Source organism: Sphaerisporangium sp. NPDC051011, assembly GCF_040653595.1.
Lineage (GTDB): Bacteria > Actinomycetota > Actinomycetes > Streptosporangiales > Streptosporangiaceae > Sphaerisporangium.
Map to the genome: position 1 here is coordinate 26,595 of NZ_JBFAGG010000015.1, position 25,695 is coordinate 52,289.

Consider the following 25,695-nt stretch of genomic DNA (forward strand, 5'->3'; position numbering starts at 1 on the left):
ATCCTGGCTACGGCCGCCGTCCCCGTGGCCGCGGTCCCTGGGGCAGCGGTCACGGCCTGGGACCTGCACGAGTTCCGCCACCTGTATGCCCCGGCTCGTTCGCTGACGGGTTACAGCCAGCTTTCGCGCTGCTGCTGCAGTCCGTCGAGGATCAGGTCGAGTCCGATGTCGAACTCCTCGGTGTACGCATACCCACCTTTCAGGGCGCGGTCGACGATCATCTCGGTGAGGTGCGGGAACTCATCGCGGGGCATCTGCTTCAGGATCGAGCCCGCCACGTCCTCGAAGGCGGCGGATGATTTGAAGGGCAGGCTGAGCTCCTGGAACGTGAACCCGTAGATGTAGCTGTCCAGCGCTGAGAGTGCGTGTGCCGCACCAGCGATCGAGAAGCCGCCCGACCGCAAGCAGCCGATTACCGCGTTGTGGTGGCGCAGAGTCGCGTGGCCAGGGCTTGTCCGTGAGTCCATCAGGCTGATTGCCCACGGGTGGCGGATCAGTGCGCCGCGCATTGAGACGGCCCGCCGTCGCATCGCGACCCGCCAGTCGACGTCGTCCGGCGGGAGCTCGATCTCGCCGAAGACGAGGTCGACCATGCCGTCGAGGATCACGTCCTTGTTGCGGAAGTGGTGGTACAGCGACGCAGCCTCGACGCCGAGCCGCTCGCCGAGTCTGCGCATACTCGGCACACCGGTGCCGGCCTCGTCCGCCAGCGCGACCGCCGTGCGGAGCACCGTCTCCCTGCTGAGCGAGTTGCGGCGGGGTGCGGGCGTGCCGGTTGACTCCATGGCCACGAGGTCCTCCCGCCTAGGGTGCTTCGGCTTGACAACCTTACACCGTTAGGTGGAACCTTACGCCGTTAGCCTCCACCTAACGATGTAAGGGTGGAGGTGTCGGGTGCGCTGAGGAGAAGTCGTGGAACCGATCGGTTTAGACGGAGCCAAGATGCCGGGCACGGGCAAGCGGATGTGCATTGTCGGCGCGTCCGGGAAGCTCGGGCGCTACATGGTGCAGCACGCATTAGACCGCGGGTACGAGGTCGTGGGTGTCTGCCGAGAGCAGAGCCTTTCCAAGCTCGCCGAGTTCGAGGGACGGATCACGGTGATCCCCGGAGCGACCGACGCCCGTGCGGTCATCGCACGGGCGGTGAACGGATGCGATGCCGTGCTCACGGTGCTGGTGCCGTGGGGGGTGAACCACTATGCCTCCGGTACGGCCCAGGCTGTGCTCGACCACGCACGTCAGGGCGCCCGCTTGGTGTTCTCCTGTGGCTGGCACATCACCCGCGATGGGAAGGACGTGTACAGCCGGAAGTTCAAGGCGTACGCGGCCGTGTTCGGGCGGCTGGCGAAGCTCGCCCGTGTCGTGGACGTGGACGACCAGGTGGAGGCGTGCCGGAGGATCTTTGCCAGTGACACCAGCTGGACGGTCGTGCGTGGCAGCGACCTGGAGGAGGGCGACGGTCAGGGCCTGCCGGTGTGGAGCCGACACGTGGGCGACCCTGTCCTCGCGAGCAACCTGACCCGTCGCGTGGACTTCGCCCGCTTCATGGTCGAGGCGGTGGAGAACGACGCCCTCATCCGTGAGGCCCCGGCCATCGTCGGCCGGCTGACCCCATCGGCCCTTGCTCACGCCGGCGGTCCGGCGTGAGCCTCCGGCTCGCGTCCGCCCCGCGCGCGACGGAGGGGACTCGCCGGGACGCCGGGTCGAGGTCCGCCCACGAATCTTCGGCCCCGGGCTGGTCTGCACCGGGCGTTGGACTCGCTGCGATCTCCGCGGCTGCGGGGATCGCGGAAGCGATGTTCACGACGTGGATGCTCGTCAAGGCTGTGCGGGGTCCCGAATCCGACGCGCGTTCCCGCCACGGCCAGATTCGGCTCGCCGGCCCTGTAACCCAAGGGAGGACCAAACTGTGACCGCGCCGAAGACACTCGCGAGGATCGCGGGTTTCCTGTATCTGATCGTCGCCGTGCTCACCAGCTTTGCCGGGCTGGTGAACACGCGCATCGTCGAGTCAGGGGACGCAGCGGCCACGACCGGCAACATCGACACCTCGGCCACCCTGTTTCGCATCGGCTTGGTCAGCGAGTTGGTGGGGGCCGTGGCCTTTCTGGTGACGGGTATGGCCCTGTACCTGCTGCTCAAGCACGTCAACCAGATGGTTGCCGCGGCGATGGTCGCCTTCGTCGCGGTCAGCGTCGCGATGCAAAGCCTGAACCTGCTCAACCAGCATGCGGCGCTGACGATCGCCACCGGCCAGGGCTACACCGCCGCCTTTGGCCCTAAAGGTTCCGGCCAGCTCACTCTGCTGTTCGCCGCCATGCAACACGACGGGTACCTCATCGCCCAGACGTACTTCGGCCTGTGGCTGCTGCCGCTTGGCTACCTGGTCGTCAAGTCGGGCTACTTCCCCAAGGTGTTGGGCGTCCTGCTGATGATTGGATGCTTCGGCCACCTCGTGGACGTGTTCGCGCGCCTGCTCGCCCCCGACTTCGGCGCAAACATCTCACCCTTCGCCATGACCCCTGCGGCGGTCGCGGAACTTTCGTTCATCGCGTGGCTGTTGGTCAAGGCCGTGCGGGTTCCCGAACCCGGCACGCGGGTTCCTGTCATCGCCCACTCCGGCCCCCTAGGCCGCCTCGGTCAAGGTGGTGAAGTCGATCGCGGGTAGGTCGGGGTCGAAGTCGTCGGGGCGTAGTCGCAGCACGTCGGTGGCGTAGAGGCCGAACCGGCTGATGTGTGCGGTCAGGTAGGGCGAGAGCTGAACGTGCCGCACAGTCCGAGCCAGTTGTTGGTCACACAGTCCTCGGGTTGACGCATTCCGATATAGGCATATGATTGGCGCCATGGCACGAGCGGCGACGACCTCGGACGCGTTCAACGCGATCGCCGAGCCGCAGCGGCGGGAGATCCTGGTGCTGCTGCGGGGCGGCGAGCGGCCCGTGACCGAACTGGCGCGGGACCTGGGGATGAGCCAGCCGCAGGCGTCCAAGCACCTGCGGGTGCTCCGCGAGGTCGGGCTGGTGCGGGTCCGCGGGGCGGGCAAACAGCGGCTGTACGGCCTGGACGCCCGCGGGCTGCAGCCGGTGCACGAGTGGCTGGGCGGCTTCGAGCGGTTCTGGAACGAGACCTTCGACCGGCTGGACGAGTACGTGCGAGATCTGAAACAGGCAAGGCAGGAGGAACCACCGGATGACGACGACCAGTAGCGGCGTCGAGCCTGACCACACGACCGCGGACCGCGAGATCGTGGTCTCCCGGGTAATCGGCGCCCCACGGGAGCTGGTGTTCGAGGCGTTCACGCAGGTCCGGCACCTGTCGCGGTGGTGGGGACCGGAAGGGTTCTCCACCACGACGCGGTCCTTCGAGTTCCGCGTCGGCGGGGCCTGGGACTTCGTGATGCACGGGCCGGACGGGACCGACTACCAGGAGTGGATCACCTGGACCGAGATCGTCCCGCCGGAGCGGATCGCGCTGGAGCACGGCGAGTCCCGCGACGACCCCAACGCCTTCGAGTCGGTCCTGACCTTCGAGCCGGCCGGCGAGCAGACCCGGATCGTGATGCGCACGGTGTTCCCCACCAAGGAACTCCGTGAGGAGGCGGTGGAGAAATACCACGCGATCGAGGGCGGCGAGCAGACCCTGCGCAACCTGGCGGCCTACGTCGCCGAACTCACCTGGAACGAGACCGCCCGGAACGAGACCACACCGAAGGGAGCGGAGGGCTGATGGCCGGGAAGGTGTTCTTCAGCGTGACGATGTCGCTCGACGGCTTCATGGCGCCGGAGGCCGTGCCCGTCGAGCTCGTCTTCTCGCCCGAAGGCCGGAACGATCCGAGGGTCCAGCGCTGGATGACGAAGTGGTCGGAGCTGCAGGCGTGGGCGTTCCCGCAGCGGTGGATCAGGGAGAACCTCAAGCTCGGCGAGGGCGGCGAGGAAGGACTCGACAACGACATCGCTCGGGCGACGTACGAGCGCACCGGCGTGAGCGTCATGGGCAAGCGCATGTTCGACGCCGGAGAGCTGGCATGGCCGGAGGAGGCGCCGTTCCACACCCCGGTGTTCGTCGTCACCCACACCAAGCGTGACCCGTGGGAGCGGCCGGGCGGCACCACCTTCCACTTCGTCAACGACGGCATCTCCAGCGCCCTCGACCAGGCCCGCGAGGCCGCCGGCGACCGCGACGTCCGCATCGCCGGCGGCGCCGAGACGATCCAGGAGTACCTGGACAGCGGCCTGATCGACGAGTTCTCGATCACCCTCGCGCCCGTGCTGTTCGGCACCGGCATCCGCCTGTTCGACCGCGTGGACCCGGCCCGCCTCGCCCTCGACCAGACCCGCACGGACGCATCATCCCGGGTGACCCACCTGACCTACACCGCCGGGAAGCGGTAGCCGGCGCACCACGCCGCGGCCGAAGTTGCCTCTGACCTGCGTCGATCCCGGGTCCTATGGCTCTCGCCCGTGCCCGGCCCGCCCTGGAAGCCGATCGCGGCCGGCACGTTCGGGGTGAACGCGCCCCCGCACCGCCGCCGCGGCGTGCTCAGGCATGCTCAGCGGTACTCAGGCGGCTCGGATATTTTGGCCTCGGTGCCGGGAGGAGGTTCAGCCGAGCAGTTCCTCGGAGCGGTCCCAGAGCCGGCGGGCCAGGTCGGCGTCGAGGGCTTGGGGGTTGTTGCGCTTCGCCGGCTTGCGCTTCTCGTAGTAGGTGCCGGAGATCCAGTCGACGCCGGGCCGGCCCTGGGCGAGCCAGACGAGTTGATCGGCGCCCTTGTCGGGGGTGATGAGGAAGGCTCGGCCGAGGCGGGTGCCGGTGATGTACTTCAGGAAGCTGTCGGACTCGGTGGCGAAGCTCGTCGCGACGGTGCCCGGGTGGAAGGCGGCCGTGGAGATGCCCTCGGAGTGATAGCGGCGGTGTAGTTCCTTGGTGAACAGGATGTTCTCGAGCTTGGCGGTGCAGTAGGCCCGGACCGCGGTGAAGTCCCTGTCGTGATCGAGGTCGTCAAGGACGACCTCGCCGGCCATACGCGCGCCGGCACTCGCGGTCTGGATCACCGTCGCGTTGCTCGCGATGAGCCGGTCCATCAGCAGTTGGGTGAGCAGGAACGGCGCCAGGTGGTTGATCTGGAAGGTCTTCTCGAAACCGTCGACGGTCTTGGCGCGGTCACCGAAGATGCCGCCGGCGTTGTTGGCGAGCACGTCGATGCGCGGGTACGCGGTGTTCAACTCGGCGGCGAGCTTGCGGACCTCGTCGAGGCGCGTGAAGTCGGCCAGGTAGCGGTCCGCGCCGATCTCGCGGGCGATGGCCTGAGTCTTCCGCGGGGAGCGGCCGACGATGACGACGCGGTGGCCTTCCCGGTGGAGCCGGCGGGCCGCCGCGGCGCCGATGCCGTCGCTGCCGCCCGTGATGACGACCGTTTTTGGCTGGTTCATGTTCTTCCTCTGCTGCCGACGCGACCCCCTGATGTCGACGGTGCCGATGTCGACGGTGCTGCCGCCACGGGACGGCCGGCCCGCCGACAACGTGAAGCCGCGAGTCACCAGGGTCCTCCGCCGGCACGCGCCCGAAAGAGGGCCTTGGTCACGATTCGATGGGACATGGGATTTGCGCGCACATATACCCCCTAGGGTATGGTTCATGCTATGGAGCTGCACGAGAACATGGTGGGCGACGCGCTGACGCGGCTGAAGCGGGCGCACGGCCAGCTCGCCGGTGTGATCGCGATGATCGAGGCGGGCGAGGACTGCAGGAAGGTCCTCACCCAGCTCGCGGCCGTCTCCAAGGCCCTCGACCGCGCCGGCTTCAAGATCGTCGCCTCCGGGATGCGGCACTGCCAGGCCGCCCAGAACGACGGCGACCAGCCGCCTATGAGCGTCGCCGAGCTGGAGAAGCTCTTCCTGGCACTCGCCTGACACCAGCGGCCGCGATTCACCCGCGGCCGCACATTTTTGATCTATGGATACCCCCGGGGGTATCGAGGGGAGTTCCGCGGACGATGGACGTCATGTCATTCCGGACGCCCGGCCTGGGCGACCAGACCTACCTGTTCACCCACGAGGGCAAGGGCGTCCTCGTCGATCCCCAGCGCGACATCGGCCGCTTCCTGGACGCCGCCGCGGAACGAGACGTCGACCTGCGGTTCGTGCTGGAGACCCACCTGCACAACGACTACGTCTCCGGCGGGGAGCAGGCCGCGCTGCGCACCGGCGCCGAGCTGGTGCTGCCCGCGGCCGCGGCCCCCGCCTACAAGCACACGCCCGCCTTCCACCTGGAGGACATCGACGGCGGCGCCGGTCTGGCCCTCCGCCCGATCCACACGCCGGGCCACACCCCCGAGCACACCAGCTACCTCGTGCTCATCGACGGCGAGCCGGTCGCGCTGTTCTCCGGCGGCAGCCTGCTGGTCGCCTCGGCCGGCCGGCCCGACCTGCTCGGCCCCGAACGCGCCCGCTCCCTGGCCCGCCTCCAGCACCTCTCGCTGCGCCGCCTGGCCGGGCTGCCACCCGGCATCGCCCTGTACCCCACGCACGGCGAGGGCTCGTTCTGCACCGCCACCGGCGCAGGCAGGCTCACCTCCACCATCGGCACCGAACGCGCCGGCAACCCGCTTCTGGCCGTCGACGACGCGGAGAAGTTCGCCGATGCGCTGCTGGCCGCCCCGATGCCCATCCCCGCCTTCTACCGGTACATGGGCCCGGCCAACACGCTCGGCGTGCCGCCGATGCCGCCCGTGCGCGTGCCCGAGCTCGACCGGCCCACCGGTCATGTCGTGGACATCCGGCCGCGCCACGTCCAGGCCCGGGGCATGCTGCCCGGCTCGTACGGCATCGAGCTGGGCGACGACTTCGGCAGCTGGGCGGGGTGGCTGCTGCCCCACGCCGAGCCGATCACGCTGGTCGCCGAGCCCGGCCAGGACGTCGGCGAGGCCGTCACTCAGCTCGCCCGGATCGGCATCGACACCGTCCGCGGTGTCGTCCGCGACCTGGGCGAGACCGCCACGCAGACGTACGAGCTGCTGGAGCCGGCCGATTTCGTCAAGCGGCTCGCCCGGCGGCCCGGCGCCCAGCTGCTGGACGTGCGCATGCCGAGCGAGCGGGAGCAGATCCGCCTGGCGGGCGCCGTCGAACGCTTCCTGCCCGATTTGTTCGCGCAGGGCATCCCCGAGGAACTCGATCCGGAGCGGCCTTTGCTGGTCGTGTGCGCCTCCGGCCGCCGGGCCGCCATCGCCGCCGGGCTGCTGGCCCGCGAGGGTTACCGGCCGATCGTGCTCACCGGGGCAGGCGCCACCGAGCTCGCCGCCGCACTGCGCGAGCACGCCGCCGCCTGACCCTCCGTACACCACCCGACCAGGGGCCTTTCATGACCTGTGCATACCCCCCGGAGTATCGATGTTCGTCCTGACCCTCGCCGCCGCCGTCCTGATCGGGGTGACGCTGGGCCTGTTCGGCGGCGGAGGGTCCATCCTCACCGTGCCGGTGCTGGTCTACCTCGCCGGCGTGCCGGCCAAGCAGGCCATCGCCATGTCGCTGTTCGTCGTGGCGGTCACCAGCGCCGTCGCCTCCCTCGGTCACGCCAGGGCCGCACGCATCCGCTGGCGCACCGGGCTGATCTTCGGCGCGGCCGGCATGGCGGGCGCGTACGTCGGCGGGCTGATCGGCCCGCACATGCCCGAGGCGCTGCTCATGGCGGCCTTCGCGACCATGATGCTCGCCACCGCCGTCGCCATGATCCGCGACCGCCGCACGCCGGCCGCCAGGCGCCCGCGCCGCGAGCTTCCCGTCCCGCAGGTCATCGCCGACGGGGTCGGCGTGGGCCTGGTGACCGGGCTCGTCGGCGCGGGCGGCGGGTTTCTCGTGGTGCCCGCGCTCGTCCTGCTCGGCGGCCTGCCCATGGGGGTGGCGGTGGGCACCTCGCTGCTCGTCATCGCCATGAAGTCCCTGGCCGGCCTGGCCGGATACCTGGCGAGCACGCCCGTCGACTGGTCGCTGGCACTGCCGGTGACCGCGGCGGCGGTGGCCGGCGGACTGGTCGGCGGCGCCTTCGCCGGCCGGCTCAACGCCGACCGGCTGCGCAAGGCGTTCGGCTGGTTCGTGCTCGCGATGGGCGCGTTCGTACTCGTCCAGCAGGCGCCGCCCGCGCTGCCGCACAGCGCCTGGACCGCCGGAGCGGCCCTGGCGGTGGCGGCGGCCGGGATCGTCCTGCTACGACGGCGACGGCACGATCTTCACCGTCGCCGGGCAGGCGACCCCGCGCAGTCAGCCGGCGTGGACGCGTCCGTTCTGGATGACGGTCCTGTTCCCGGGCCCCGCCCACAGGACCGACGGATCGTCGAACGGGTTCCCGTCGAGGATCAGCAGGTCGGCGGTGGCCCCGACCTCGACGCGACCGAGGTCGGGACGCCCGATGATCTCGGCGTTCACAGACGTCGCGGAGCGGAGCGCCGCCACCGGCCCCTCGACCTCGACCTGTAGCCGGAGCCCGGTGAGCTGCTCGTCCTCGAGCACGCCCATCAGGTCGCTGCCGAAGCCGATCCGCACACCGGCGGCCCTGGCGAGCTCGATCGCCCGGCGGCCCGCGTCCAGCACCTCGCGGTTCTTCTCCTGGGACACGGGGGCCAGACCCAGCTCGGCTCCCCGCCTGTCCATCGCGTCGTAGGCCACGAGCGTCGGCACCAGGAACGCCTCGTGCCCGGCCATCAGGCCGGCCGTGGGGGCGTCCAGCAGGTTGCCGTGCTCGATCGTGCGGACGCCGTTCTCCACGGCGTGGGCGATGGCCTCGGGCGAGTAGGCGTGCGCCGCGACATAGCTACCGCGGCGGCTCGCCTCGTCGCAGACCGCGCGAATCTCCTCAGGGGAGTACTGCGGGAGGCGGATCGGATCGGTGAGCGAGACCACCCCGCCGGAAGCCATGATCTTGATGGCGTGCGCGCCGCGCCGGAAGCGGTCGCGTACGGCGCGGCGGAGCGCGTCCACACCGTCCACGATCTCGGCCATGTGGCCTCCGCACGCGCACAGGTCCTGGTCGCCCGGGCGGGGGTCGCCGTGCCCGCCCGTCTGCGAGAGCGCCGGGCCGGTGTACAGGTAGCGCGGCGCGGCGATCAGGCCGCGGGCGATGGCCTTGGCCAGGCCGGGGTCCCCCCCGGCCACGTCGCGCACTGTCGTGAATCCGCGTCCAAGGGCTGCGGCCAGCCGCCGGGCCCCGGCGAGCGCGACGTAGCTGAGCGGGCTGGTCTCCAGCGCGAGCAGGTCCAGCTCGGTGCCGTAGGCGTGGAAGTGCGCGTCGATGAGACCGGGGACGACCGTGCCGCCTCTGGCGTCGATCACCGTGCCGGCGGTCCTCTGGGGTCCGCCGATCTCCACGATGATTCCGTCGCTGACGCGGATCGGGCCCTCCGCGAGCTCGCCCGAGACGCCGTCGAAGACCACGGCGTTGACGATGGTCAGGCCGCCCGCGGTCATGCCGGCCGCTGCCCCTCGCGCAGCCGCCGGGTGGCCTCGTGGTCGACTTCGAAGGTGCCGGGGCCGACCACGACGCCGTAGTCGCGGGCGGCGGCGGACACCGACACGAAATCGTTTCGCACGTCGTGGGCGACCTGGGCGGGCTCGCGCTCGAACGGGTCGCCGTAGCCTCCGCCGCCGCCGGTGTTGTTGACCAGCACCTCGCCGGCGTCCAGATGGTTGTAGCCGCCGCCCTGCGTCACCTCGCGGTCGGTGCCGGGGTTGAGGATGATGTGGTTGTTCTCGCCCGGCCGTCCCCCGGCGACGCCCCAGGGTTTGGTCTTGGTCTTGTAGACGAGGCAGATGCCGGTGGACGGCGCGGTGAACCGGTAGGTGCGTCCCACCCCGACCCCGCCGCGGAAGCGTCCGGCCCCGCCCGTGTCCTGGCGGTAGCCGTAGGCCTCGATGAACATCGGCGACTTGGTCTCGAGCACCTCGACCGGGTTGTTGCGGCATCCCGGCTCGGACAGGTGCATGATGCCGTCCTCGCCGTCGCCGCCGGCGTGGGCGCCGAATCCGACCGCCTCGTTGGTGGCTTCGAGCCACGTTTCGCCGTTGCGGGGGTTGACGCCGAGGCCCATCATCGAGCTGACGTCGCCGCCGGAGCAGGCGGGCACGCGGCCGGGCATGCCCTGCGCGAGCGCCTTCAGCACGACCTCGCCGCCGAGCAGGCCCGTCCAGAGCGTGAACGTGGGCATCGGCGGGACCGCGTGCATCACCGAGCCCGGCTCGGTGACCACCCGCAGGGGCCGGAAGTTGCCGGCGACCACGGGCGTGTCCGGGGTGGTGAGCGCCTTGAATATGAGGCTGCAGAACGCCTCGGTCTGGCCGAGGGGCAGGTTGATCGGCCCCTTCACGTCGCGGTCGCTGCCGGTCCAGTCGACGATCATCTCGTCGTCGGTGATGGTGACGGTCACCGCCATCTTGATCAACCGGTCCAGGTCGACGCCGTCGCTGTCGACGAAGTCGTGCGCCGACCACGTCCCCCTGGGCAGCTTGGCCAGCGCCAGGCGGGCGAGCCGCTCCCCATGGTCGTTGATCGCGTTCATGGCCTGCAGCAGGACCTCCGGGCCGTACTTGGCCGCGATCTCCTGGGTACGGCGGACACCGGTGACGCAGGCCGATACCTGCGCCTGGATGTCGCCGATCGTGCGCTGCGGCATCCGGCTGTTGAACCGGATCAGGTTGAAGACGTCGTCGTTCTGCACCCCCTCCCGGTAGAGCTTGGTGGCCGGGAAGAAGATCCCCTCCTGGTACATGTCCGTGGAGTCCAGGACATATCCCGGGTCCTTCTGCTTCAGGTCCAGCACGTGGATCCGGCACGAGGTGAAGCCGATGAGCTCCTCCCCGTGGTGCACGGGCGCGAACACGAGCGGGTCGAGGGTGTGCGCCGACGACCAGTACGGATAGTTCAGGATGAGCACGTCGCCCGGCCGCATCGCGTCGCGGCCGAGGAACTCGATCGCCTTCTTGATCCCGTGGTCGTTGCCCCGGGTGAAGACCGCGATGCCGGGCGCGTCGGCCACGACGTCGCCGTCGACGTCGTGGATGCCGATGCCGTAGTCGTGGATCTCGTAGACGACCGTGTTGTACGCCGTGCGGCACAGGTTGCGGGCCATCTCCTCCGCCGCGGCGAGCAGCCCGTGCCGGATGATCTCTGTCGTGATGGCGTCGCTCATCGGATGACCTCCCGGTCTCCTGGTTCGGTCTGGTGGTTCACGGAAATGACCAGCTCGCCGTACGAGCCGACCACGAGGCCGTCGCCGGCGTGCAGGACCGTCGTGGCGGTGTGCTCGGCGATCACCGCGGGGCCTTCGATGACGTCGCCGGCGAGCAGGGCCTCGCGGGTGTAGAGGGCGTACGGCGCATCGGGCCGGTCGTCGGACAGGTACACGGCCCTGGCGCCCTCCGGTCGCAGCTCCCCGGACGTCCGCGCGGCGACCGGCGGGAGGGCCGGCTTGTCCACCGCGCCCACCGCGCGCAGCCGCAGCGTGGTGACCTCGATCGGGTCGTCCATGACGTGGCCGTACTGCCGCTCGTGCAGCCGGGCGAAGCTCGTCTCCACCGCCCCGGCCATGTCGGCGGCGTCGGCGTCGGCGGGGAACGGCACGGTGACCGAGTGCTCCTGGCCCGCGTAGCGCACGTCGAGGCTGCGGACCATCGTCCGGCTCCCCTCGCCGAACCCCTCCTCCGACAGCAGCGCCTGCGCCTCGGCCTCCATCTCGCGGTACGACGCGTCCACGGCCGCGGGATCGAGCCCGGCCAGCGGCGACACCAGGGTGCGGGCGAAGTCGTGCTGCACGTCGGCCATCAGCATCCCGAAGGCCGAGAAGGCTCCCTGGCCGGGCGGCACGATGACGGTGGGGATGCCGAGGTCGCGCGCCACGTCGACGGCGACCAGGCCGCCGCCCCCGCCGAATGACAGCAGGGCGAAGTCCTTGGGGTCTCGGCCGAGTTCGACGGTGATGGCGCGGACGGCGCCCATGATCTTGGTGTTGGAGATGCGGATGATGCCGCGGGCGAGCCCTTGGACGCTCATTCCGAGCGCGGCGGCGACCGGCTGCAGCGCCTTGTCGGCGAGGGAGGCGTCCAGGGTCAGCCTGCCACCGAGCGGGGTCTCGCCGCCCAGGTAGCCGATGGCCAGCGCGGCGTCGGTGAACGTGGGCGCGGTGCCGCCCCTGCCGTACGACGCCGGCCCGGGCGCGGCCCCGGCGCTCTGCGGTCCGACCTGCAGGGCGCCCGCCTCGTCCAGCCAGGCGATCGAGCCGCCACCCGCGCCGATGGTGTGGATGTACAGCGACGGGGTGTTGATGGGCATCTGCTCGAACTCCGCGCCCTGGTACAGGACGGGCTCGGAGTCGAGGATCAGGGACGCGTCGAGGCTGGTCCCGCCCATGTCGATCGTGATGAGGTTCGGCCGGTCCAGGAGCCGCGACAGCGCGGCCGCGCCGATCACGCCGCCGGCGGGCCCGGACAGGATCAGGCTGACGGGCTGCTCGCGGGCCGCCAGTGCGGTCATCGCGCCCCCGCCGGACCTGGTCATGAGGAAGCGGCCGTGGAATCCGCCCGCGGCGAGTTCTCCCTCGAGGCTCCGCAGGTAGCGGTGGACGATCGGCTTGACGTAGGCGTCCAGGACGGCCGTGCTCGTGCGCTCGTACTCGCGGTACTCCCGGGAAAGCTCGTGCGACAGCGTGACGGCCACGCCGGGCGCCGTCTCCTCGAGCACCTCGCGCATCCGCAGTTCGTGCTCCGGGGCGGCGTAGGAGTGCAGGAAGGCCACCGCGACCGACTGGTAGCCGCGCGCGGCGATGAGCGCCGCGACGCGACGCGCGTCCTCGACGTCGAACGGCGTGTGCACCGTGCCGTCGAACCGGACGCGCTCGGTCACCTCGTAGGTGTCGTACCGCTCGAGCAGCGCCGCCGGTTTGCGGTAGGTGATGTCGTAGTTGGTGCGGCGGTCGGTACGGCCGAGCAGGTAGACGTCGCGGAAGCCCTTGGTGCCGATGACCGCCGTCCGCGCCCCGGTGCGCGTGAGCAGGGCGTTGAGCCCCAGAGTCGTGCCGTGGGTGAACATCCCGATCTCCGGCATGGCCGCCCGCGCCACGCCGAAGGCGTTGATGACACCACGGGTCGGGGCGTCCGGCGTGGTGGGGACCTTGTCGAAGCGCAGCTCGCCGGTGTCGGGGAGCAGTTCGACCACGTCCGTGAACGTCCCTCCGACGTCGATCGCCAGCCTGCTCGTTGTGCTCATCGTGCTTTCAAGCCTTCCTGTCTGGGAGTACGAAGTGGGGCGGGGGGTGGGGGAGTGGCGGTCAACGGCCACCGGCCAGGGGTCACAGCCCGTGTGCGGCGAGAACCGCCCCGAGGCTCTCGGCCGGCAGCCCGCGCCCGTCGTCGCCACGCGGCCAGTGCACGGTGACCTCGTCGAATCCCATCGCCGACAGGCGGCCGAGGAAATCGGCGTACCTGCCTGCGCTCTCGAACGGCCATCGCACATCGAGAGCGATCTGGGCTACGCGCCGCACGGATGTCGCCGCTCTGCCGGCGGCCTGGAGTTCCCGGGTCAGCGCCGCGCTCTGCTCGCCGACGGCCTGAAACCAGGATTCGGGGTCGTCCTGCTGCCGGTAGGGGCCGTAGGTGACCCAGGCCTGGCCGAAACGCGCGGCCAGGCGCAGGGCGCGCGGGCCGGCGGCGGCCACGGTCAGCGGCACGCGGGGCCGCTGGACGCAGCCGGGGATCTGGTGGGCGTCGACGGCGCTGAACCACGTCCCCTTGACAGTGGTCACCCGGTGGGTGAGCAGATGGTCGAGCAGGCCGAGCCACTCGGCGAACCGCTCGGCGCGTTCGCCGCGGTCGCGCGGCGGGTCGCCGAGGACGAGGGCGTCCGGGCCCTCGCTGCCCGCGCCGACGCCGATGTCGAGCCGGCCGCCGCTGATCCGGTCGAGCGTCATGATGTCCTTGGCGAAGGTGACCGGATGCCGGTAGTTCGGAGTCGCCACCTGGGTGCCCAACCGCACGCGGCCGGTGGCGGCCGCCGCCGCGGCCAGCATGGGTACGGCGGCGTACCAGGGCCGTTCCCTGAGCGCCGGCCAGGTCAGGTGGTCGTAGGTCCATACCGTGCGCACGCCCGCGGCCTCGGCGTTCTGGACGTCGGCGACGAAGGCGGCGGGTGGATCGCGGTCGGGAAGGACGAGAGCCGACAGGGCGAGCAACGGGCTTCCTCCGTTCGATGGGGGCGAATAGGCGACCGGTCGCGACACACGGCGCCTCGACTCATGGCGCAGCGACACACGGCGCCGCGGCGCGCGCCGGATACAAGCAGTGCCCGAGCGCGTGTGCCCGCCGGATACCGGAGCACGCCGGCATGACGGCCCGCCGGCCGGTGTTCGACCGGCCACCGGATGGGAGGCGACGAGGAGCGCGGTCAGGCGCCCGGGGGCCGTTCCTCCCTGCCCGCCCACTTGCCGCGCACGTGACCGATGTGCGCCTCCATCAGCCGTTCCAGGCCATGCCGGTCGACCGCCGCGATGAGGTCGAGCATCCGCATGTGCTCCAGGGCCGAGGTGTGCAGCTCCCCGGTCTGCGCGAGCCGCTTGAGCCCGAACAGCCGGGCGCGGGCCCGTAGCTCGCCCACCAGCGACACCAGCTCGGTGTTGCCCGTCAGCGACAGAAGCTCCAGATGGAAGTCCCGGTCGTGCTCGATGTAGGCGATCAGGTCCATCTTCCGTGCCGCGTCGACGATGCGCTGGGCCATCGGCCGCAGCCTGGCCAGGTCCTCCTCGGTGGCGACGCCGATCACCTTCACGGTCGTCGGCACCTCGAGGAGCTGCCGTATCTCGGTGAGATGGTCGAGCTCCTTCTCGGACAGCTCGGTCGCCCGGAAGCCCTTGTTGCGCACCGTCTCGACGAGGCCCTCCTTGACCAGGTCGAGCATCGCCTCCCGTACCGGTGTGGCCGACACGCCGAGCTGAGCGGCGAGGGTCGGCGCGGAGTAGATCTCGCCGGGTCGCATCTGACCGGCCACGAGCGCCGCGCGCAGTGCCTGCGCGACCTGCGCGCGCACGCTGCGCTGCACGCGCAGGGTCGGCAACTCCAACGACTCCGCCATGGCGCACCTTCCTCGACCGGCACGAGAATTCCCCGGGCTCTGCCGACATTATGGGAGCGATCACGCCTGGCGGCGGCATGGATTCCGGTACGCGCATGGCGTTATCTGCATCCCGCCGCCACCGCTTTCTCGGTGGCCTCCCGTACGGCCTGATGCTGCTCCTCGGTGAGGGGCGGGCGCGGGGGCCTGCACGGCCCGCCGTACCGGCCGGCGATGTCCATCGACAGCTTGATGGCCTGCACGAACTCGACCTTGGAGTCCCAGCGCAGCAGGGGGTGCAGCGTCCGGTACAGCGGGAGCGCCGTGGCCAGGTCGCCGGCCGCGGCCGCGTTGAACAGCTCCACGCAGGAGCGCGGCAGCGCGTTGGGGTATCCGGAGATCCACCCGGGCGAGCCGGCGATCACCATTTCCAGGGTGACGTCGTCGGAGCCGGCCAGGACGTCGAGTCCCGGGGCGAGCTCGGCGATCTGGTAGATGCGCCGGACGTCCCCGGAGAACTCCTTGACCCCCACGATCAGCCCCTCGGCGTGCAGGTGGGCCAGCAGGGCGGGGCTGAGGTCGACCTTGGTGTCGATGGGGTTGTTGTAGGCGACGACGGGAACGCCGGCCTTGGCGACCTCCCGGTAATGGCCGACGACGGCGCGCTCGTCGGCCCGGTAGGCGTTGGGCGGCAGCAGCATCACTGCGGGGCAGCCGGCCTCGGCCGCCTCCTCGGCCCACCGCCGCGCCTCGAACGCGCCGTACGCGGCGACGCCCGGCATCACGGTGAAACCGTCGGGGGCGGCGTCGAGGGCCACGCGGACGACCGCCCGGCGTTCGTCGTCGCTCAGGGTCTGGTACTCCCCGAGTGACCCGTTCGGTGTCACGCCGTCGCATCCCTCGGCGGCGAGCCACCGTACGTGCTCGGCGTAACGGTCGAGGTCGACCTCGAGCCGCTCGTCCATCGGTAGCGCCGTGGCCACCAGCACGCCGTGCCAGGGCTTCTGTCGCGCTTGCATAGTCGCTCCCGTCGTTGATTGCGAAAGGCTCGATCCGGGGGCCGGGGGCCGTTCCCGGTTCATCTGCCCTTCTTCGCCGCGCTCAGGGCCACGGCGGCGAGGATGACGACACCGGTCGTCAGATCTTTGAAGAACGGGTTGGCGTTGAGGATGTCGAACCCGTTGTCGATGAGGGCCAGCAGGTAGACGCCGCAGACGGATCGCCAGATCGCGCCTATGCCGCCGTAGATGCTGGTGCCGCCGAGGATGACCGCGGCGATGGCGAGCAGTTGCAGCCCGCTTCCCGCCTGGGGCTGGCCGGAGCCGATGCGGGACACGCCGATGGCCGCGGCGATCCCGGCCGCCAGCCCGCTGTAGAGGAAGGTGTACAGCTTGATCCGGTCGACCCGGATGCCGGACAGCTCGGCCGCTTCCGAGTTGCCGCCGACCGACAGCACGTACCTGCCGAAGGTCGTGTAGTTCAGCAGGAACCCCGAGACCAGCGCGAACACGGCGAAGATGATGACGGCGTAGTAGATGGGGCCGACGCCGCCCCGGCCGAGCGCGGTGAAGGAGACGTCGCCGACGCTGATCAGGAAGCCTCCGGTGATGAGCACGGCCAGGCCGCCGTAGACGAGGCTCGAGGCCAGCGTCGCCAGGAACGAGTGGATCCTGAGCCGGGTGATCGCCACCCCGTTGACCAGGCCGAGGACCGCGCCGACGACGGGCGCGGACAGCAGGCCGAGCAGCGGGCTGCCCAGGTTGGCCGCGACCCACGCCGCGACGACCCCCGCGACGCTGAAGATGGCGCCGGTCGACAGGTCGAAGCCGCCGCAGATGACGACCAGGGTGCCCGCGCAGGCGATGATCGCCAGCGGGGTGTTCTGGTTGAGAATGTTGATCACGTTGGTGACGGTCAGGAACGACGAGGTCGACACGCTGAGCGTCACGAACAGGGCCACGAGCAGGATCAGGACCGCGTTCCTGCGGATGAAGGGCAGCGTTCCGGCGGCCCACGACCCCGCCGTCGGGGACGCGGCGTGACCCCCCGCGGCGCCCCGCGTGTCCTGCTTGGCCGACATGCTGTTCATACGTCCTCCCCGTTCCCGGAAGGTGTGCTGGTCGTGGGGGTGTCGCCGACGCCGAACAACCGCTGGAGCACGACGTCCACCGAGGTGTCGGCGGACGCCATCTCGCCGATCAGTGAGCCCTGCCGCACCAGGTAGACGCGGTGGCTCAGCCCCACCACCTCCTGCAGTTCCGAGGAGATGAGCAGGACGCCCGTACCGGAGCGGGCGATGCCGACGATGAGCTGGTAGATGCGGGCCTTGGCGCCGACGTCGACGCCGCGCGTCGGCTCGTCGAGGATCAGCAGCTCGGGCCGGCCGAGCAGCCATTTGGCGAACAGCACCTTCTGCTGGTTGCCGCCCGAGTAGACCGAGACGTCGCCGTCGACCTGGCGCGGGCGCACCCCGAGCTGTTCGATGAGCTCCTCGACCGCGCCGCGCTCGGCGCGGCGGGCGAGCACCCCGGCCTTGGAGAACCGCCGCAGGTGGGGCAGGGTCACGTTCTCGAGCGCGGGCCGCGCCAGGACCAGACCCTGCGCCCGCCGGTCCTCCGGGATCATCGCCATGCCGCGCTCGATCGAGCCTCTGGCCGATGCCCCGCGTACCTCGGCGCCCCGGAACACGATGCGTCCCGAGTCGGCGGGTTCGCAGCCGAACAGCACCCTGGCGATCTCGGTCCTGCCGCTGCCGACCAGCCCGGCGAGACCGACGATCTCACCGGGCCTGACCGTCAGCGACACGCCGCGCACCCGATCTCCGCTGTGCACGTCGCGCATCTCGGCCAGGGGCTCGGTGTCCGGGCCGGGGGCCGGCGGCCGTTCGGGCAGCAGCACGTCGGCGGGCTCTCCGAGCATGGCCTCGACGAGGCTCGCCTTGGTCTCGCTCGCCGTGTCCGCCGTGCGGATGACCTGGCCGTCGCGCATCACGGTGACGCGGTCGCAGTGCTCGAGCACGTCCTCCAGGAAGTGGGTGACGTAGACGATCGTGGTGCCGCGCGACCTCAGCCGGGCGATGATGTCGTGCAGCCGGGCCGCCTCGTCGGCGGTGAGGGACGAGGTGGGCTCGTCCATCACGATGACCTTGGCGTCGCGGGCGAGCGCGCGCATGATCTCGACCTTCTGCTGGTCGGCGATCGGCAGACTGTCGACGGGCACGTCGGGTGGCAGTCCGAACCCGCACACCCGCTCGAGCTCCTGGTAGCGCCGTTCCAGCCCCGGGTGGAGCACGCCGAGCGTCCGTCTCTCACGTCCGAGGAAGACGTTCTGCGCGACGGTGAGCGCGGGTACCAGGGACAGCTCCTGCGCGATGATGACGACGCCGGCGTCCTGGGCGCGCCGGACGTCCCAGCGCCGCACCCGTCCGCCGAACACCTCCAGCTCGCCGTCGTCGGGGTGGTAGAGGCCGCCGATCACCTTGCCCAGGGTCGACTTGCCCGCGCCGTTCTCGCCGACCAGGCCGTGCACCTCGCCCCTGGCGATCGACAGCGTGACCGCGCTCAGGGCCTGCGTGGACCCGAACCGCTTGGAGAGATTCCGTACGGAGACCGCCGGTTCCGCGAACTGGACGTCTCCCGCATGCCGTGCCGCGGCCACGCCCTCACCTCCTTCCATGCCGGATCAGTCGGACCATTCGCCGGTGAAGTCGGGGTGCTGGTCGAGGATCTCCTTGTTGACGATGAGCGGCACGTCGCCGAGCTTGTCGGCGTCGACGACCTCGGTCACCGGCTTGCCCTTGACCGCGTTCACCACCTGCTCGAGCGCGACCTTGCCCATGCTGACCGGGAAGTTCACCAGGTCGGCGGCCCACTTGCCCGCCCGTACCTGCTTGATGGCCTCGATGTTGCCGCCGCCGCCGGAGACGTACATCTTCGACAGGTCGATCCCGGCGCTCTCCAGCGCGATCTGCGCGCCGGTGGTCTGCTGGTCGGCGTTCGACAGCACGACGTCGAGCTTCGGGTTCGCCTGCAGGATGTTCTGCATCGCCTTGAGCGAGGTGTCGCGGTCGTAGTTGCCCTGGCCGGTCGCGACGACCTTGATGTTGGCGTGCTGGTCGAGGACCGACCGGTAGGCCTTGTACCGCAGGTTGTCGAACGGGAACTGCAGCTGGCCGATCAGGAGCGCGACCTTGCAGGGGCTCTTGCCCTCGCAGTACTTGACCACGTCCTCGGCCTGGGCCTTGGCGTCGGCCTCCGCGTCCGAGGCGACGGTGGACACGATGCCGGGCACCTGGGGGGTCAGCTTGGTCAGGTCGGGACCGATGGGGAACAGCACCGTGACGACCGGGATCTTCGCCTGGGCCGCCGCGGGGACCGCCGCCGCGATGCCGACGTTGTCGTTGGGCACGATGACGATGCCGTCGAACTTGTTCTGGCTCGCCACGTTCTGTAGCTGGTTGAACTGGGTCTGGCTGTCGAACTTGCCGTCGAAGATGGTCACCTCGACGTCGCCGAGTTGTTTGGCCTCCGCGACGGCGCCGTCGTAGACGGCCTTGTTGAAGCCGTTCTGGCTGGAGGAGGCCAGCAGCGCTATCCGTACCGGGCCGGTGTGCCCGGCCTGGCCGCCGGCGCTCGGGCCGGCCTCCTGCGAGGCGGTGACGTCGGAGCTGCAGGCCGACAGGGAAAGGGTCAGCGCGGCCGCCGCGACGGCGGCGGCGCGGATGCGGAGAAGTGGGGTTCCTGGCACAGGCACCTCGCAAGGGTGGAGATGTCGACGATCTCGGTGGATCGCGGATTGTTTTCTCGGGTCCCCTCGACCGAGTGCGCAGTACAATGTCACACTACAACTGCCCCGTCAACGACTCCGGCCAGTCGAGTAACAGCAGGAGCAGGTTCATGAACGCTTCACCTCATCACCCGGCATCTCCCCAGGCGGGGCGGGCGTGAGCGCGGACCTCGTCGTCGCCGGCGCCGGAATCGTGGGAGCGGCCTGCGCGTACTATGCCGCCCGCGAGGGCCTGTCGGTGACCGTCGTGGACCGCGGGCCGATCGCCGGCGGCACCACAGGAGCGGGCGAGGGCAACATCCTCGTCTCCGACAAGGAACCCGGACCGGAACTCGACCTGGCCCTGCTGTCCAACCGCGAGTGGCGCGAGCTCGCCGGCCTGCCACTGGACGGTGAGACCTTCGCCGCCGCGGTCGAACTCGAGCACAAGGGCGGGCTCGTGGTCGCCTCCCGTCAGGCGTCCTTGGACGGGCTCGACCGGCTGGCGGCCGAGCAGCGGTCACTCGGCGTCGAGGCCGTCGCCGTACCGGCGAGGCGGCTGCACGACCACGAGCCGCACCTGGCCCACGACCTCGCCGGCGGCTACCTGTACCCCCAGGACATGCAGGTCCAGCCGATGCTCGCCGCCGCGCACCTGCTCAGGATGGCGCGCGCGTCCGGCGCCACCGTGCTGCCGCACGAGCCGGTGACCGGGTTCCTGCGCGACGGCGAACGCGTCACGGGCGTACGCACACCCCGCCGCAAGATCCCGGCCGGCGCCGTGCTCAACGCGACGGGAACCTGGGCGGGCGAGCTCGCCGCCCTGGCCGGGGTGCCGGTTCCCGTCGCACCACGGCGCGGGTTCGTCCTGGTCACCGAGCCCCTGCCGCCGATGATCCGGCGCAAGGTGTACTTCGCGGACTACATCGCCGACGTGGCCAGCGACTCCGCGGCCCTGCAGACATCGGCCGTCGTCGAGGGCACCAAGGCGGGCACCGTGCTCATCGGCGCCAGCAGGGAACGCGTCGGCTTCGACCGCGCGTTCTCCCTGCCCGCGCTCAGGCTGCTCGCCGCCGGAGCCCTGCGGCTGTTCCCCGTGCTCGACGGCGTCGCGGTACTGCGCGCCTACCGCGGCTTCCGGCCCTACTGCCCCGACCACCTCCCGGTGATCGGGCCCGACCCCCGGGCCCCCGGCCTGCACCACGCCTGCGGGCACGAGGGCGCGGGAATCGGCCTGTCCCTCGGCACCGCCCGCCTGGTCACCCAGGCGCTGACCGGCGGCACGCCCGACATCGACACCCGCCCGTTCCGCCCGGACAGATTCGGCACGGAGGCCGCCGCGTGACCACTCCGCCCCAGTTCGAGATCTACTTCGACGGCGAGCCGATCCCGTGCAGGGACGGCTGGACCATCGGCGCGGCACTGACCGCGGCCGGGATCCGGTCATGGCGGACGACCCGGCACCGGCAGCGGCCACGCGGCCTGTTCTGCGGCATCGGCGTCTGCTTCGACTGTCTTGTGACCGTGGACGGGCAGCCCTCACTGCGGGCGTGCCTCACCCCCGCCCGCCCCGGCGACGACGTGCGCACGCAGGAAGGAACCGGCCGATGAAATCCCCTGTCTACGATGTCGCGGTCGTCGGCGCCGGCCCGGCCGGCCTCGCGGCGGCGCTGGCGGCCGCGGAGTCCGGGGTCACCGTGGCGATCGCCGACGCGGGAGTGCGCCCCGGCGGGCAGTACTGGCGCTCGCCCGCCCCCGGCGCGGGCGCGTTCCGGCCGCACACCCTGCACCACGCATGGCACCGCTTCACCTCGGCCGACGCCAGGCTGGACGAACTGGCCGCGGCGGGGCGAGTGACCCGTCTCGCCGAGCATCACGTCTGGTCCGTCGAGCGGACCGAAGACCTGTGGTCGGCGCACTGCGCGGCCGGCGCCGAGCCCCGCCGCGGCGACGCCCGCCGGGACGTCGTGATCAGGGCGCGGCGGCTGGTCCTGGCCACCGGGGCCTACGACAGGCAGCTGCCGTTCCCCGGCTGGGACCTGCCGGGCGTGATGACGGCAGGCGGGGCACAGGCGCTGCTCAAAGGCCAGCTCGTCGTCGCGGGCGCGACCGCGGTCGTCGCCGGGACCGGCCCGTTCCTGCTGCCCGTGGCCGTCGGCCTGGCACGCTACGGCGCGCGGGTCGCGGCCGTCGCCGAGGCGAACTCGCCGCTGGCCTTCGCCCGCTTCCCCCGGGCGGTGCTCGGCGCGTCGCGCAAGGCCGGCGAGGCCGCCGAATACGCCGCCGCCCTGCTGCGCCACCGCATCCCGGTACGGCACCGGCACGTGGTGATCGGCGCCTTCGGACGCGACCGGCTGGAGGGCGTGCGCGTCGCCAAGATGGGCGGGGACGGGCGGGTGCTCACGGGCACCGAGCGGGTCATCCCCTGCGACGTGCTCGCCGTCGGCTGGGGATTCACCCCGCAGCTCGAACTGCACCTCCAGCTCGGCTGCGCCACCCGGGTCGATGTGGACTCCAGCCTGGTGGTGCGGGTCGACGACGACCAGCGGACCACCGTGGAGGGAGTGTGGGCGGCCGGCGAGTCGACGGGCGTCGGCGGCGCCGACCTCGCCTTCATCGAGGGCGAGCTCGCCGGGCACGCCGCCGCCGCGTCACTCGCCGCGGCGCCCCGTCGGCCCGTCGGGGCGCTGCGCAAGCGCCGCGCCGCCCTGCGCGCGTTCGCCGCGGCCATGCACCAGGTCTACCCGGTCCCCGAGACGCTGATCGACGGGTGCGACGACGAGACGATCGTCTGCCGCTGCGAGGAGGTGACCGCCGGCGCCATCCGGCATGCCGTCACGGAGCTGGGGGCGACCGAGCCGCGCACCGTCAAGCTGCTCGCCCGCCCCGGCATGGGCTGGTGCCAGGGCCGCGTATGCGGCTTCGCCACCGCGTGCATGACCGCGCGGGCCGGCCGGCGGCCCGTCGGCGAGACGGACCTGCGGGCCTTCGCCGAGCGGCCGATCGCCGCCCCCATCCCGCTCGGCCTCCTGGCGACCCCACCCGAGCCGTGATGCCGCCAATCCGTGCCTGCCGGTGGGAGACGAGGGAAGTCGCCTACAGCCGGCGCATGGTCGCGCTCCTCATCGACGAACTACGCCACGGCGCCGATACGTGCCGGTCTCGCTCCTGAAGTCGCGCACGGATCGGTGTACCCGAGGGCCGGCGGGCAGGGCGGCGCGTCCCAAGGCGCCGTCTACAGCCGTCTACAGCAGGGCGAGCTGGTGGTCGGCGGAGCGGCGGGCCTGCCAGGGGGCGCGCCGGGCGCCGATGCCGTACAGGCGGGCCAGCTCATCCACCCGGGCGACGACGCGCCGCCGGTAGTCCTCGCCGGCGAGCGGCCCCTCGGCGTACAGCTCCTCGTAGCGCGGCAGCAGCCGGGGGTGCTCCTCGGCCAGCCAGCGCAGGTACCACTCCCGGGCCCCGGGCGGCAGCTGCAGCACCATCGGCGTGATGCTCACCGCGCCGGCCTCGGCCACGCGGCGCACCACCGCCCGCAGCTGGTCCTCGGAGTCGGTCAGGCAGGGCAGGACGGGGCCCATCAGCACCCCGCACGGCACCCCGCGCTCGCCCAGCTCCGCGCACAGCTCCAGGCGTTTCTGCGCGCTGGGCGCGCCGGGCTCGACGGCGCGGCGCAGCCGGTCGTCCACGAAGCCGATCGAGACCCGCGCCTCGACCTCGGCCACCTCGGCGGCCTCGGCCAGCAGATCGGCGTCCCGCAGCACCAGCGCGCTCTTGGTCATCACGCGGAAGGGGTTCCCGGCGTCGCGCAAGGCCGCGATGATGCCCGGCATCAGCCGGTAGACCTGCTCGGCCTCCTGGTAACAGTCGCCGCTGAAGCCGACGCCCACCGGCTCGCCCTTCCAGCGCGGCGCGGCCAGCTCGGCCCGCAGCCGCCTGGCCGCGTCGGTCTTCACCACGATCGCCGAGCCGAAGTCGCGCTCGCCGTCCAGGCCGAGCTGGCGGTGACCGCCGCGGGCCGCGCAGTACAGGCACGCGTGCGCGCAGCCGCGGTAGGGGCTGACCGCCCAGGACACCCCGAGGCCCACGGCCTCGGGGACCCGGTCGATGATCGTGCGCGACGGCACCTCGTAGAAGGTCGTGGCACCCGAGGCCCGGCGGACCGCCCGCCGCTCGATGCGCGGCCGGGTCGCGGGGGTGCTCTCGACAAGGGGAAGGGCGTCGAAACGCATGACTGATAGTGGAACACGCATTCGATACCCGTGGCAAGCGAACGCGCCATGCCGCACCGGGCACACGGGTACGGCCTCGACCGGACTCCCCGTGCCGCCCACCGGCCTGCGTGAAGCCCTCGCCGCGCGGCCGCCCGGAGATCCCTCGTCCGCTGCGCCCGCTCGCCCCCCGCCCTGCGGCCGCCCGTGGAGGTCCGCCCCGGACGCCGGTGGCCGCAGCGACGTTCGTCCTGCTCACCCATGTCTTGCCGGGCGCCTGAGCGGCATCGCCGGGGGACCGGCGTGCCGGTGGGCGCCGGTGACGCGATGGACTCAGCCGCTGTGCCCGGGCGGGGACAGCGTGCGCAGGGCCCGGACGAGGATCTCGTGGGCCTCCCGGGCGGCTTCGGGGCGGCCCTCCACCGCGTACTCCATCCACAGACCGGCCATCAGCATGCCGATCATGCGGGCGGGCACGCGCCCGCAGGGGTACCCGGCGCGGTCCAGGACCTGGGTCACCATCGCGTCGCACCCGTCGGTCCAGTCCCTCGCGATCGCCTGCAACGCCGGGTCGCGGCCCGCCTGCAGGTACAGCTCCCACAGGCCGAGCTGGCGCAGCCGGTCGCCCTCGCCGTCCCCCCGCACACCCGCCCGCGCCCGCGTTTCCGTGCCCGCGCCGGTCGTTTTCGTGCCTGTTTCCTCGTGAAGCGGTGGGCCGGCCCTCGAGGCGGGCTGCGTGCCCGATTCCGGGGCGGAGCCCGCGGCGGCCGCCGGGCCAGGCCCCGGGCCCATCGCCATGGCCAGAGCCGCCGCCAGGGTCTCGGGGTCGCGCGGGCGGCCCGCCGTCCCCGCGTTCAGGCGCAGGCGCATCTCCTCCAGTTCGCGGGCCACCAGCAGGGCGAAGGCCTCGGACACGAGCTGGTCGCGCGAGGTGAAGTAGTAGGTGGTCGCGGCGAGCGGCAGCCCCGCACGGCCGGCCACCGCCCGATGGGTGACCGCGGTGAACCCGCCCTCTTCCAGCAGGCCCACCGCCGCCGCCAGCAGTGCCGCGCGCCGGCGCCGTCCCCGCTCCTGGGCCGGGCGCGCCGCCGCCCCCGAAGGCTCCGGGCCGTCGTCAGGCTCGGATGCGCGCTTCTCGCCGGTCATCGCCGCCCTCCACGGATCGCGTACCGAACCTTCACGCCCACGGCCCGCGCCCCGGACGCCCGCCAGGATCACCGGCGGGACGGCCGGCGGCCCGAAGGACCGGCCGGGACGCCACGCCGCCTCGTGCGCGGGCAGGTCGCGGACGGGCCGGTCAATGGGCGCCGGCCAGGTTCAGCACGACGACCCCCGCGATGATCAGGACGATACCCCCGATCTTGGCGAGGTTCATGGCTTCGCCGAGGAACAGCGCCCCGATCACGGCGATGGCGGCGGTCCCGACACCCGACCACACCGCGTAGGCGACGCCGATCTCCATCTGCAGCTTCAGGGCGCGGGCGAGCAGGGCGAACGAGGCGACGTAGCCGATGACGACCACCACGGTCCAGCCTTTGTGGGCGAAGCCGTCGCTCAGCTTGAGCGCCGTGGTCGCCAGCACCTCCGAAGCGATCGCGACGGCGAGCAGCAACCACGCCATGAAAACCGGCCTCCCTGA

25 protein-coding genes and 1 pseudogene are annotated in these 25,695 nt (G+C 71.6%); 11 read left to right on the top strand and 15 right to left on the bottom strand.

Annotated elements, in window-relative coordinates; genetic code table 11:
• Positions 1-110: 110 nt before the first annotated feature.
• Positions 111-785: a TetR/AcrR family transcriptional regulator gene (locus tag AB0H21_RS30080; protein WP_358523684.1), complete on the bottom strand. Its 675-nt coding sequence runs from the start codon at positions 783-785 to the stop codon at positions 111-113.
• Positions 786-912: 127 nt separating this feature from the next.
• Here AB0H21_RS30080 and AB0H21_RS30085 point away from each other — a divergent pair, with 127 nt between their 5' ends.
• Together AB0H21_RS30085 and AB0H21_RS30090 are read left to right on the top strand one after the other, a co-directional pair.
• On the top strand, positions 913-1,647 hold the full coding sequence (locus tag AB0H21_RS30085) for an NAD(P)H-binding protein (protein ID WP_358523207.1): 735 nt from the start codon (positions 913-915) through the stop codon (positions 1,645-1,647).
• Between the two features lie 262 nt (positions 1,648-1,909).
• Entirely contained in the window at positions 1,910-2,668 is a 759-nt protein-coding gene (locus AB0H21_RS30090; RefSeq protein ID WP_358523210.1) for a DUF4386 domain-containing protein, read from the top strand.
• On the opposite strand, the gene AB0H21_RS30095 is transcribed toward AB0H21_RS30090, so the two are convergent.
• Positions 2,627-2,773, bottom strand: coding sequence for a hypothetical protein (locus tag AB0H21_RS30095; RefSeq protein WP_358523213.1), 147 nt, complete (start codon positions 2,771-2,773; stop codon positions 2,627-2,629). The two genes, AB0H21_RS30090 and AB0H21_RS30095, sit on opposite strands and share 42 nt — an antisense overlap.
• Before the next feature lie 70 nt (positions 2,774-2,843).
• Here AB0H21_RS30095 and AB0H21_RS30100 point away from each other — a divergent pair, with 70 nt between their 5' ends.
• The 3 genes from AB0H21_RS30100 to AB0H21_RS30110 are packed head-to-tail and all read left to right on the top strand — an operon-like array spanning position 2,844 to position 4,391.
• The gene (locus AB0H21_RS30100) at positions 2,844-3,206 is read left to right on the top strand and encodes a metalloregulator ArsR/SmtB family transcription factor (RefSeq protein ID WP_358523216.1); all 363 of its coding nucleotides are present in this window, start codon (positions 2,844-2,846) and stop codon (positions 3,204-3,206) included.
• Positions 3,190-3,726, top strand: a complete 537-nt coding sequence (locus AB0H21_RS30105; protein ID WP_358523219.1) for an SRPBCC family protein — start codon at positions 3,190-3,192, stop codon at positions 3,724-3,726. Before AB0H21_RS30100 ends, AB0H21_RS30105 begins: the two co-directional genes overlap by 17 nt.
• Positions 3,726-4,391, top strand: coding sequence for a dihydrofolate reductase family protein (locus AB0H21_RS30110; protein ID WP_358523221.1), 666 nt, complete (start codon positions 3,726-3,728; stop codon positions 4,389-4,391). The genes AB0H21_RS30105 and AB0H21_RS30110 overlap by 1 nt, the downstream gene beginning before the upstream one ends.
• Positions 4,392-4,601: 210 nt before the next feature.
• Here AB0H21_RS30110 and AB0H21_RS30115 read toward each other — a convergent pair whose 3' ends face one another.
• Entirely contained in the window at positions 4,602-5,537 is a 936-nt protein-coding gene (locus AB0H21_RS30115) for an SDR family NAD(P)-dependent oxidoreductase (RefSeq protein WP_358523224.1), read from the bottom strand.
• Positions 5,538-5,639: 102 nt separating this feature from the next.
• Here AB0H21_RS30115 and AB0H21_RS30120 point away from each other — a divergent pair, with 102 nt between their 5' ends.
• The 3 genes and pseudogenes from AB0H21_RS30120 to AB0H21_RS30130 all read left to right on the top strand — a co-directional run.
• Positions 5,640-5,909, top strand: a complete 270-nt coding sequence (locus tag AB0H21_RS30120) for a metal-sensitive transcriptional regulator (protein WP_358523226.1) — start codon at positions 5,640-5,642, stop codon at positions 5,907-5,909.
• Between the two features lie 92 nt (positions 5,910-6,001).
• The gene (locus tag AB0H21_RS30125; protein WP_358523229.1) at positions 6,002-7,324 is read left to right on the top strand and encodes an MBL fold metallo-hydrolase; all 1,323 of its coding nucleotides are present in this window, start codon (positions 6,002-6,004) and stop codon (positions 7,322-7,324) included.
• 61 nt (positions 7,325-7,385) lie between these two features.
• Positions 7,386-8,129, top strand: a pseudogene (locus tag AB0H21_RS30130) (sulfite exporter TauE/SafE family protein); the annotation flags it as partial.
• Positions 8,130-8,252: 123 nt separating this feature from the next.
• Here the strand turns inward: AB0H21_RS30130 and AB0H21_RS30135 are convergent.
• From AB0H21_RS30135 to AB0H21_RS30175, 9 genes are all read right to left on the bottom strand, one after another.
• Positions 8,253-9,455, bottom strand: a complete 1,203-nt coding sequence (locus AB0H21_RS30135; RefSeq protein WP_358523232.1) for an amidohydrolase family protein — start codon at positions 9,453-9,455, stop codon at positions 8,253-8,255.
• Entirely contained in the window at positions 9,452-11,173 is a 1,722-nt protein-coding gene (locus AB0H21_RS30140) for a hydantoinase B/oxoprolinase family protein (protein WP_358523235.1), read from the bottom strand. Before AB0H21_RS30140 ends, AB0H21_RS30135 begins: the two co-directional genes overlap by 4 nt.
• Complete coding sequence (locus AB0H21_RS30145) at positions 11,170-13,245, bottom strand: hydantoinase/oxoprolinase family protein (protein WP_358523238.1); 2,076 nt, start codon at positions 13,243-13,245, stop codon at positions 11,170-11,172. Before AB0H21_RS30145 ends, AB0H21_RS30140 begins: the two co-directional genes overlap by 4 nt.
• A gap of 82 nt (positions 13,246-13,327) precedes the next feature.
• The gene (locus AB0H21_RS30150; protein ID WP_358523241.1) at positions 13,328-14,206 is read right to left on the bottom strand and encodes an LLM class flavin-dependent oxidoreductase; all 879 of its coding nucleotides are present in this window, start codon (positions 14,204-14,206) and stop codon (positions 13,328-13,330) included.
• 212 nt (positions 14,207-14,418) lie between these two features.
• Entirely contained in the window at positions 14,419-15,102 is a 684-nt protein-coding gene (locus AB0H21_RS30155; protein WP_358523244.1) for a GntR family transcriptional regulator, read from the bottom strand.
• A gap of 101 nt (positions 15,103-15,203) precedes the next feature.
• Positions 15,204-16,100: a dihydrodipicolinate synthase family protein gene (locus tag AB0H21_RS30160; protein ID WP_358523246.1), complete on the bottom strand. Its 897-nt coding sequence runs from the start codon at positions 16,098-16,100 to the stop codon at positions 15,204-15,206.
• Positions 16,101-16,159: 59 nt separating this feature from the next.
• Positions 16,160-17,170: an ABC transporter permease gene (locus tag AB0H21_RS30165; protein WP_358523249.1), complete on the bottom strand. Its 1,011-nt coding sequence runs from the start codon at positions 17,168-17,170 to the stop codon at positions 16,160-16,162.
• Positions 17,167-18,738 (bottom strand): sugar ABC transporter ATP-binding protein, encoded by a 1,572-nt coding sequence (locus AB0H21_RS30170; protein ID WP_358523252.1) that lies wholly within the window; start codon positions 18,736-18,738, stop codon positions 17,167-17,169. The genes AB0H21_RS30165 and AB0H21_RS30170 overlap by 4 nt, the downstream gene beginning before the upstream one ends.
• 24 nt (positions 18,739-18,762) lie before the next feature.
• Complete coding sequence (locus tag AB0H21_RS30175) at positions 18,763-19,833, bottom strand: sugar ABC transporter substrate-binding protein (protein WP_358523255.1); 1,071 nt, start codon at positions 19,831-19,833, stop codon at positions 18,763-18,765.
• A gap of 190 nt (positions 19,834-20,023) precedes the next feature.
• On the opposite strand from AB0H21_RS30175, the gene AB0H21_RS30180 reads away from it, so the two are divergent.
• From AB0H21_RS30180 to AB0H21_RS30190, 3 genes are read left to right on the top strand one after another with little or no spacing between them, the layout of a single operon-like run.
• On the top strand, positions 20,024-21,190 hold the full coding sequence (locus AB0H21_RS30180) for an FAD-binding oxidoreductase (RefSeq protein WP_358523257.1): 1,167 nt from the start codon (positions 20,024-20,026) through the stop codon (positions 21,188-21,190).
• Entirely contained in the window at positions 21,187-21,456 is a 270-nt protein-coding gene (locus AB0H21_RS30185) for a (2Fe-2S)-binding protein (protein WP_358523260.1), read from the top strand. The genes AB0H21_RS30180 and AB0H21_RS30185 overlap by 4 nt, the downstream gene beginning before the upstream one ends.
• Positions 21,453-22,898, top strand: coding sequence for an NAD(P)/FAD-dependent oxidoreductase (locus AB0H21_RS30190; RefSeq protein ID WP_358523263.1), 1,446 nt, complete (start codon positions 21,453-21,455; stop codon positions 22,896-22,898). Before AB0H21_RS30185 ends, AB0H21_RS30190 begins: the two co-directional genes overlap by 4 nt.
• A 192-nt stretch (positions 22,899-23,090) precedes the next feature.
• Here the strand turns inward: AB0H21_RS30190 and AB0H21_RS30195 are convergent, their stop codons facing one another.
• From AB0H21_RS30195 to AB0H21_RS30205, 3 genes are all read right to left on the bottom strand, one after another.
• Entirely contained in the window at positions 23,091-24,077 is a 987-nt protein-coding gene (locus AB0H21_RS30195) for a radical SAM protein (protein ID WP_358523266.1), read from the bottom strand.
• Positions 24,078-24,389: 312 nt separating this feature from the next.
• Positions 24,390-25,202, bottom strand: a complete 813-nt coding sequence (locus AB0H21_RS30200) for a TetR family transcriptional regulator (RefSeq protein ID WP_358523269.1) — start codon at positions 25,200-25,202, stop codon at positions 24,390-24,392.
• A 151-nt stretch (positions 25,203-25,353) separates the two neighbouring features.
• Positions 25,354-25,677, bottom strand: coding sequence for a multidrug efflux SMR transporter (locus AB0H21_RS30205; protein WP_358523272.1), 324 nt, complete (start codon positions 25,675-25,677; stop codon positions 25,354-25,356).
• Positions 25,678-25,695 lie beyond the last annotated feature (18 nt).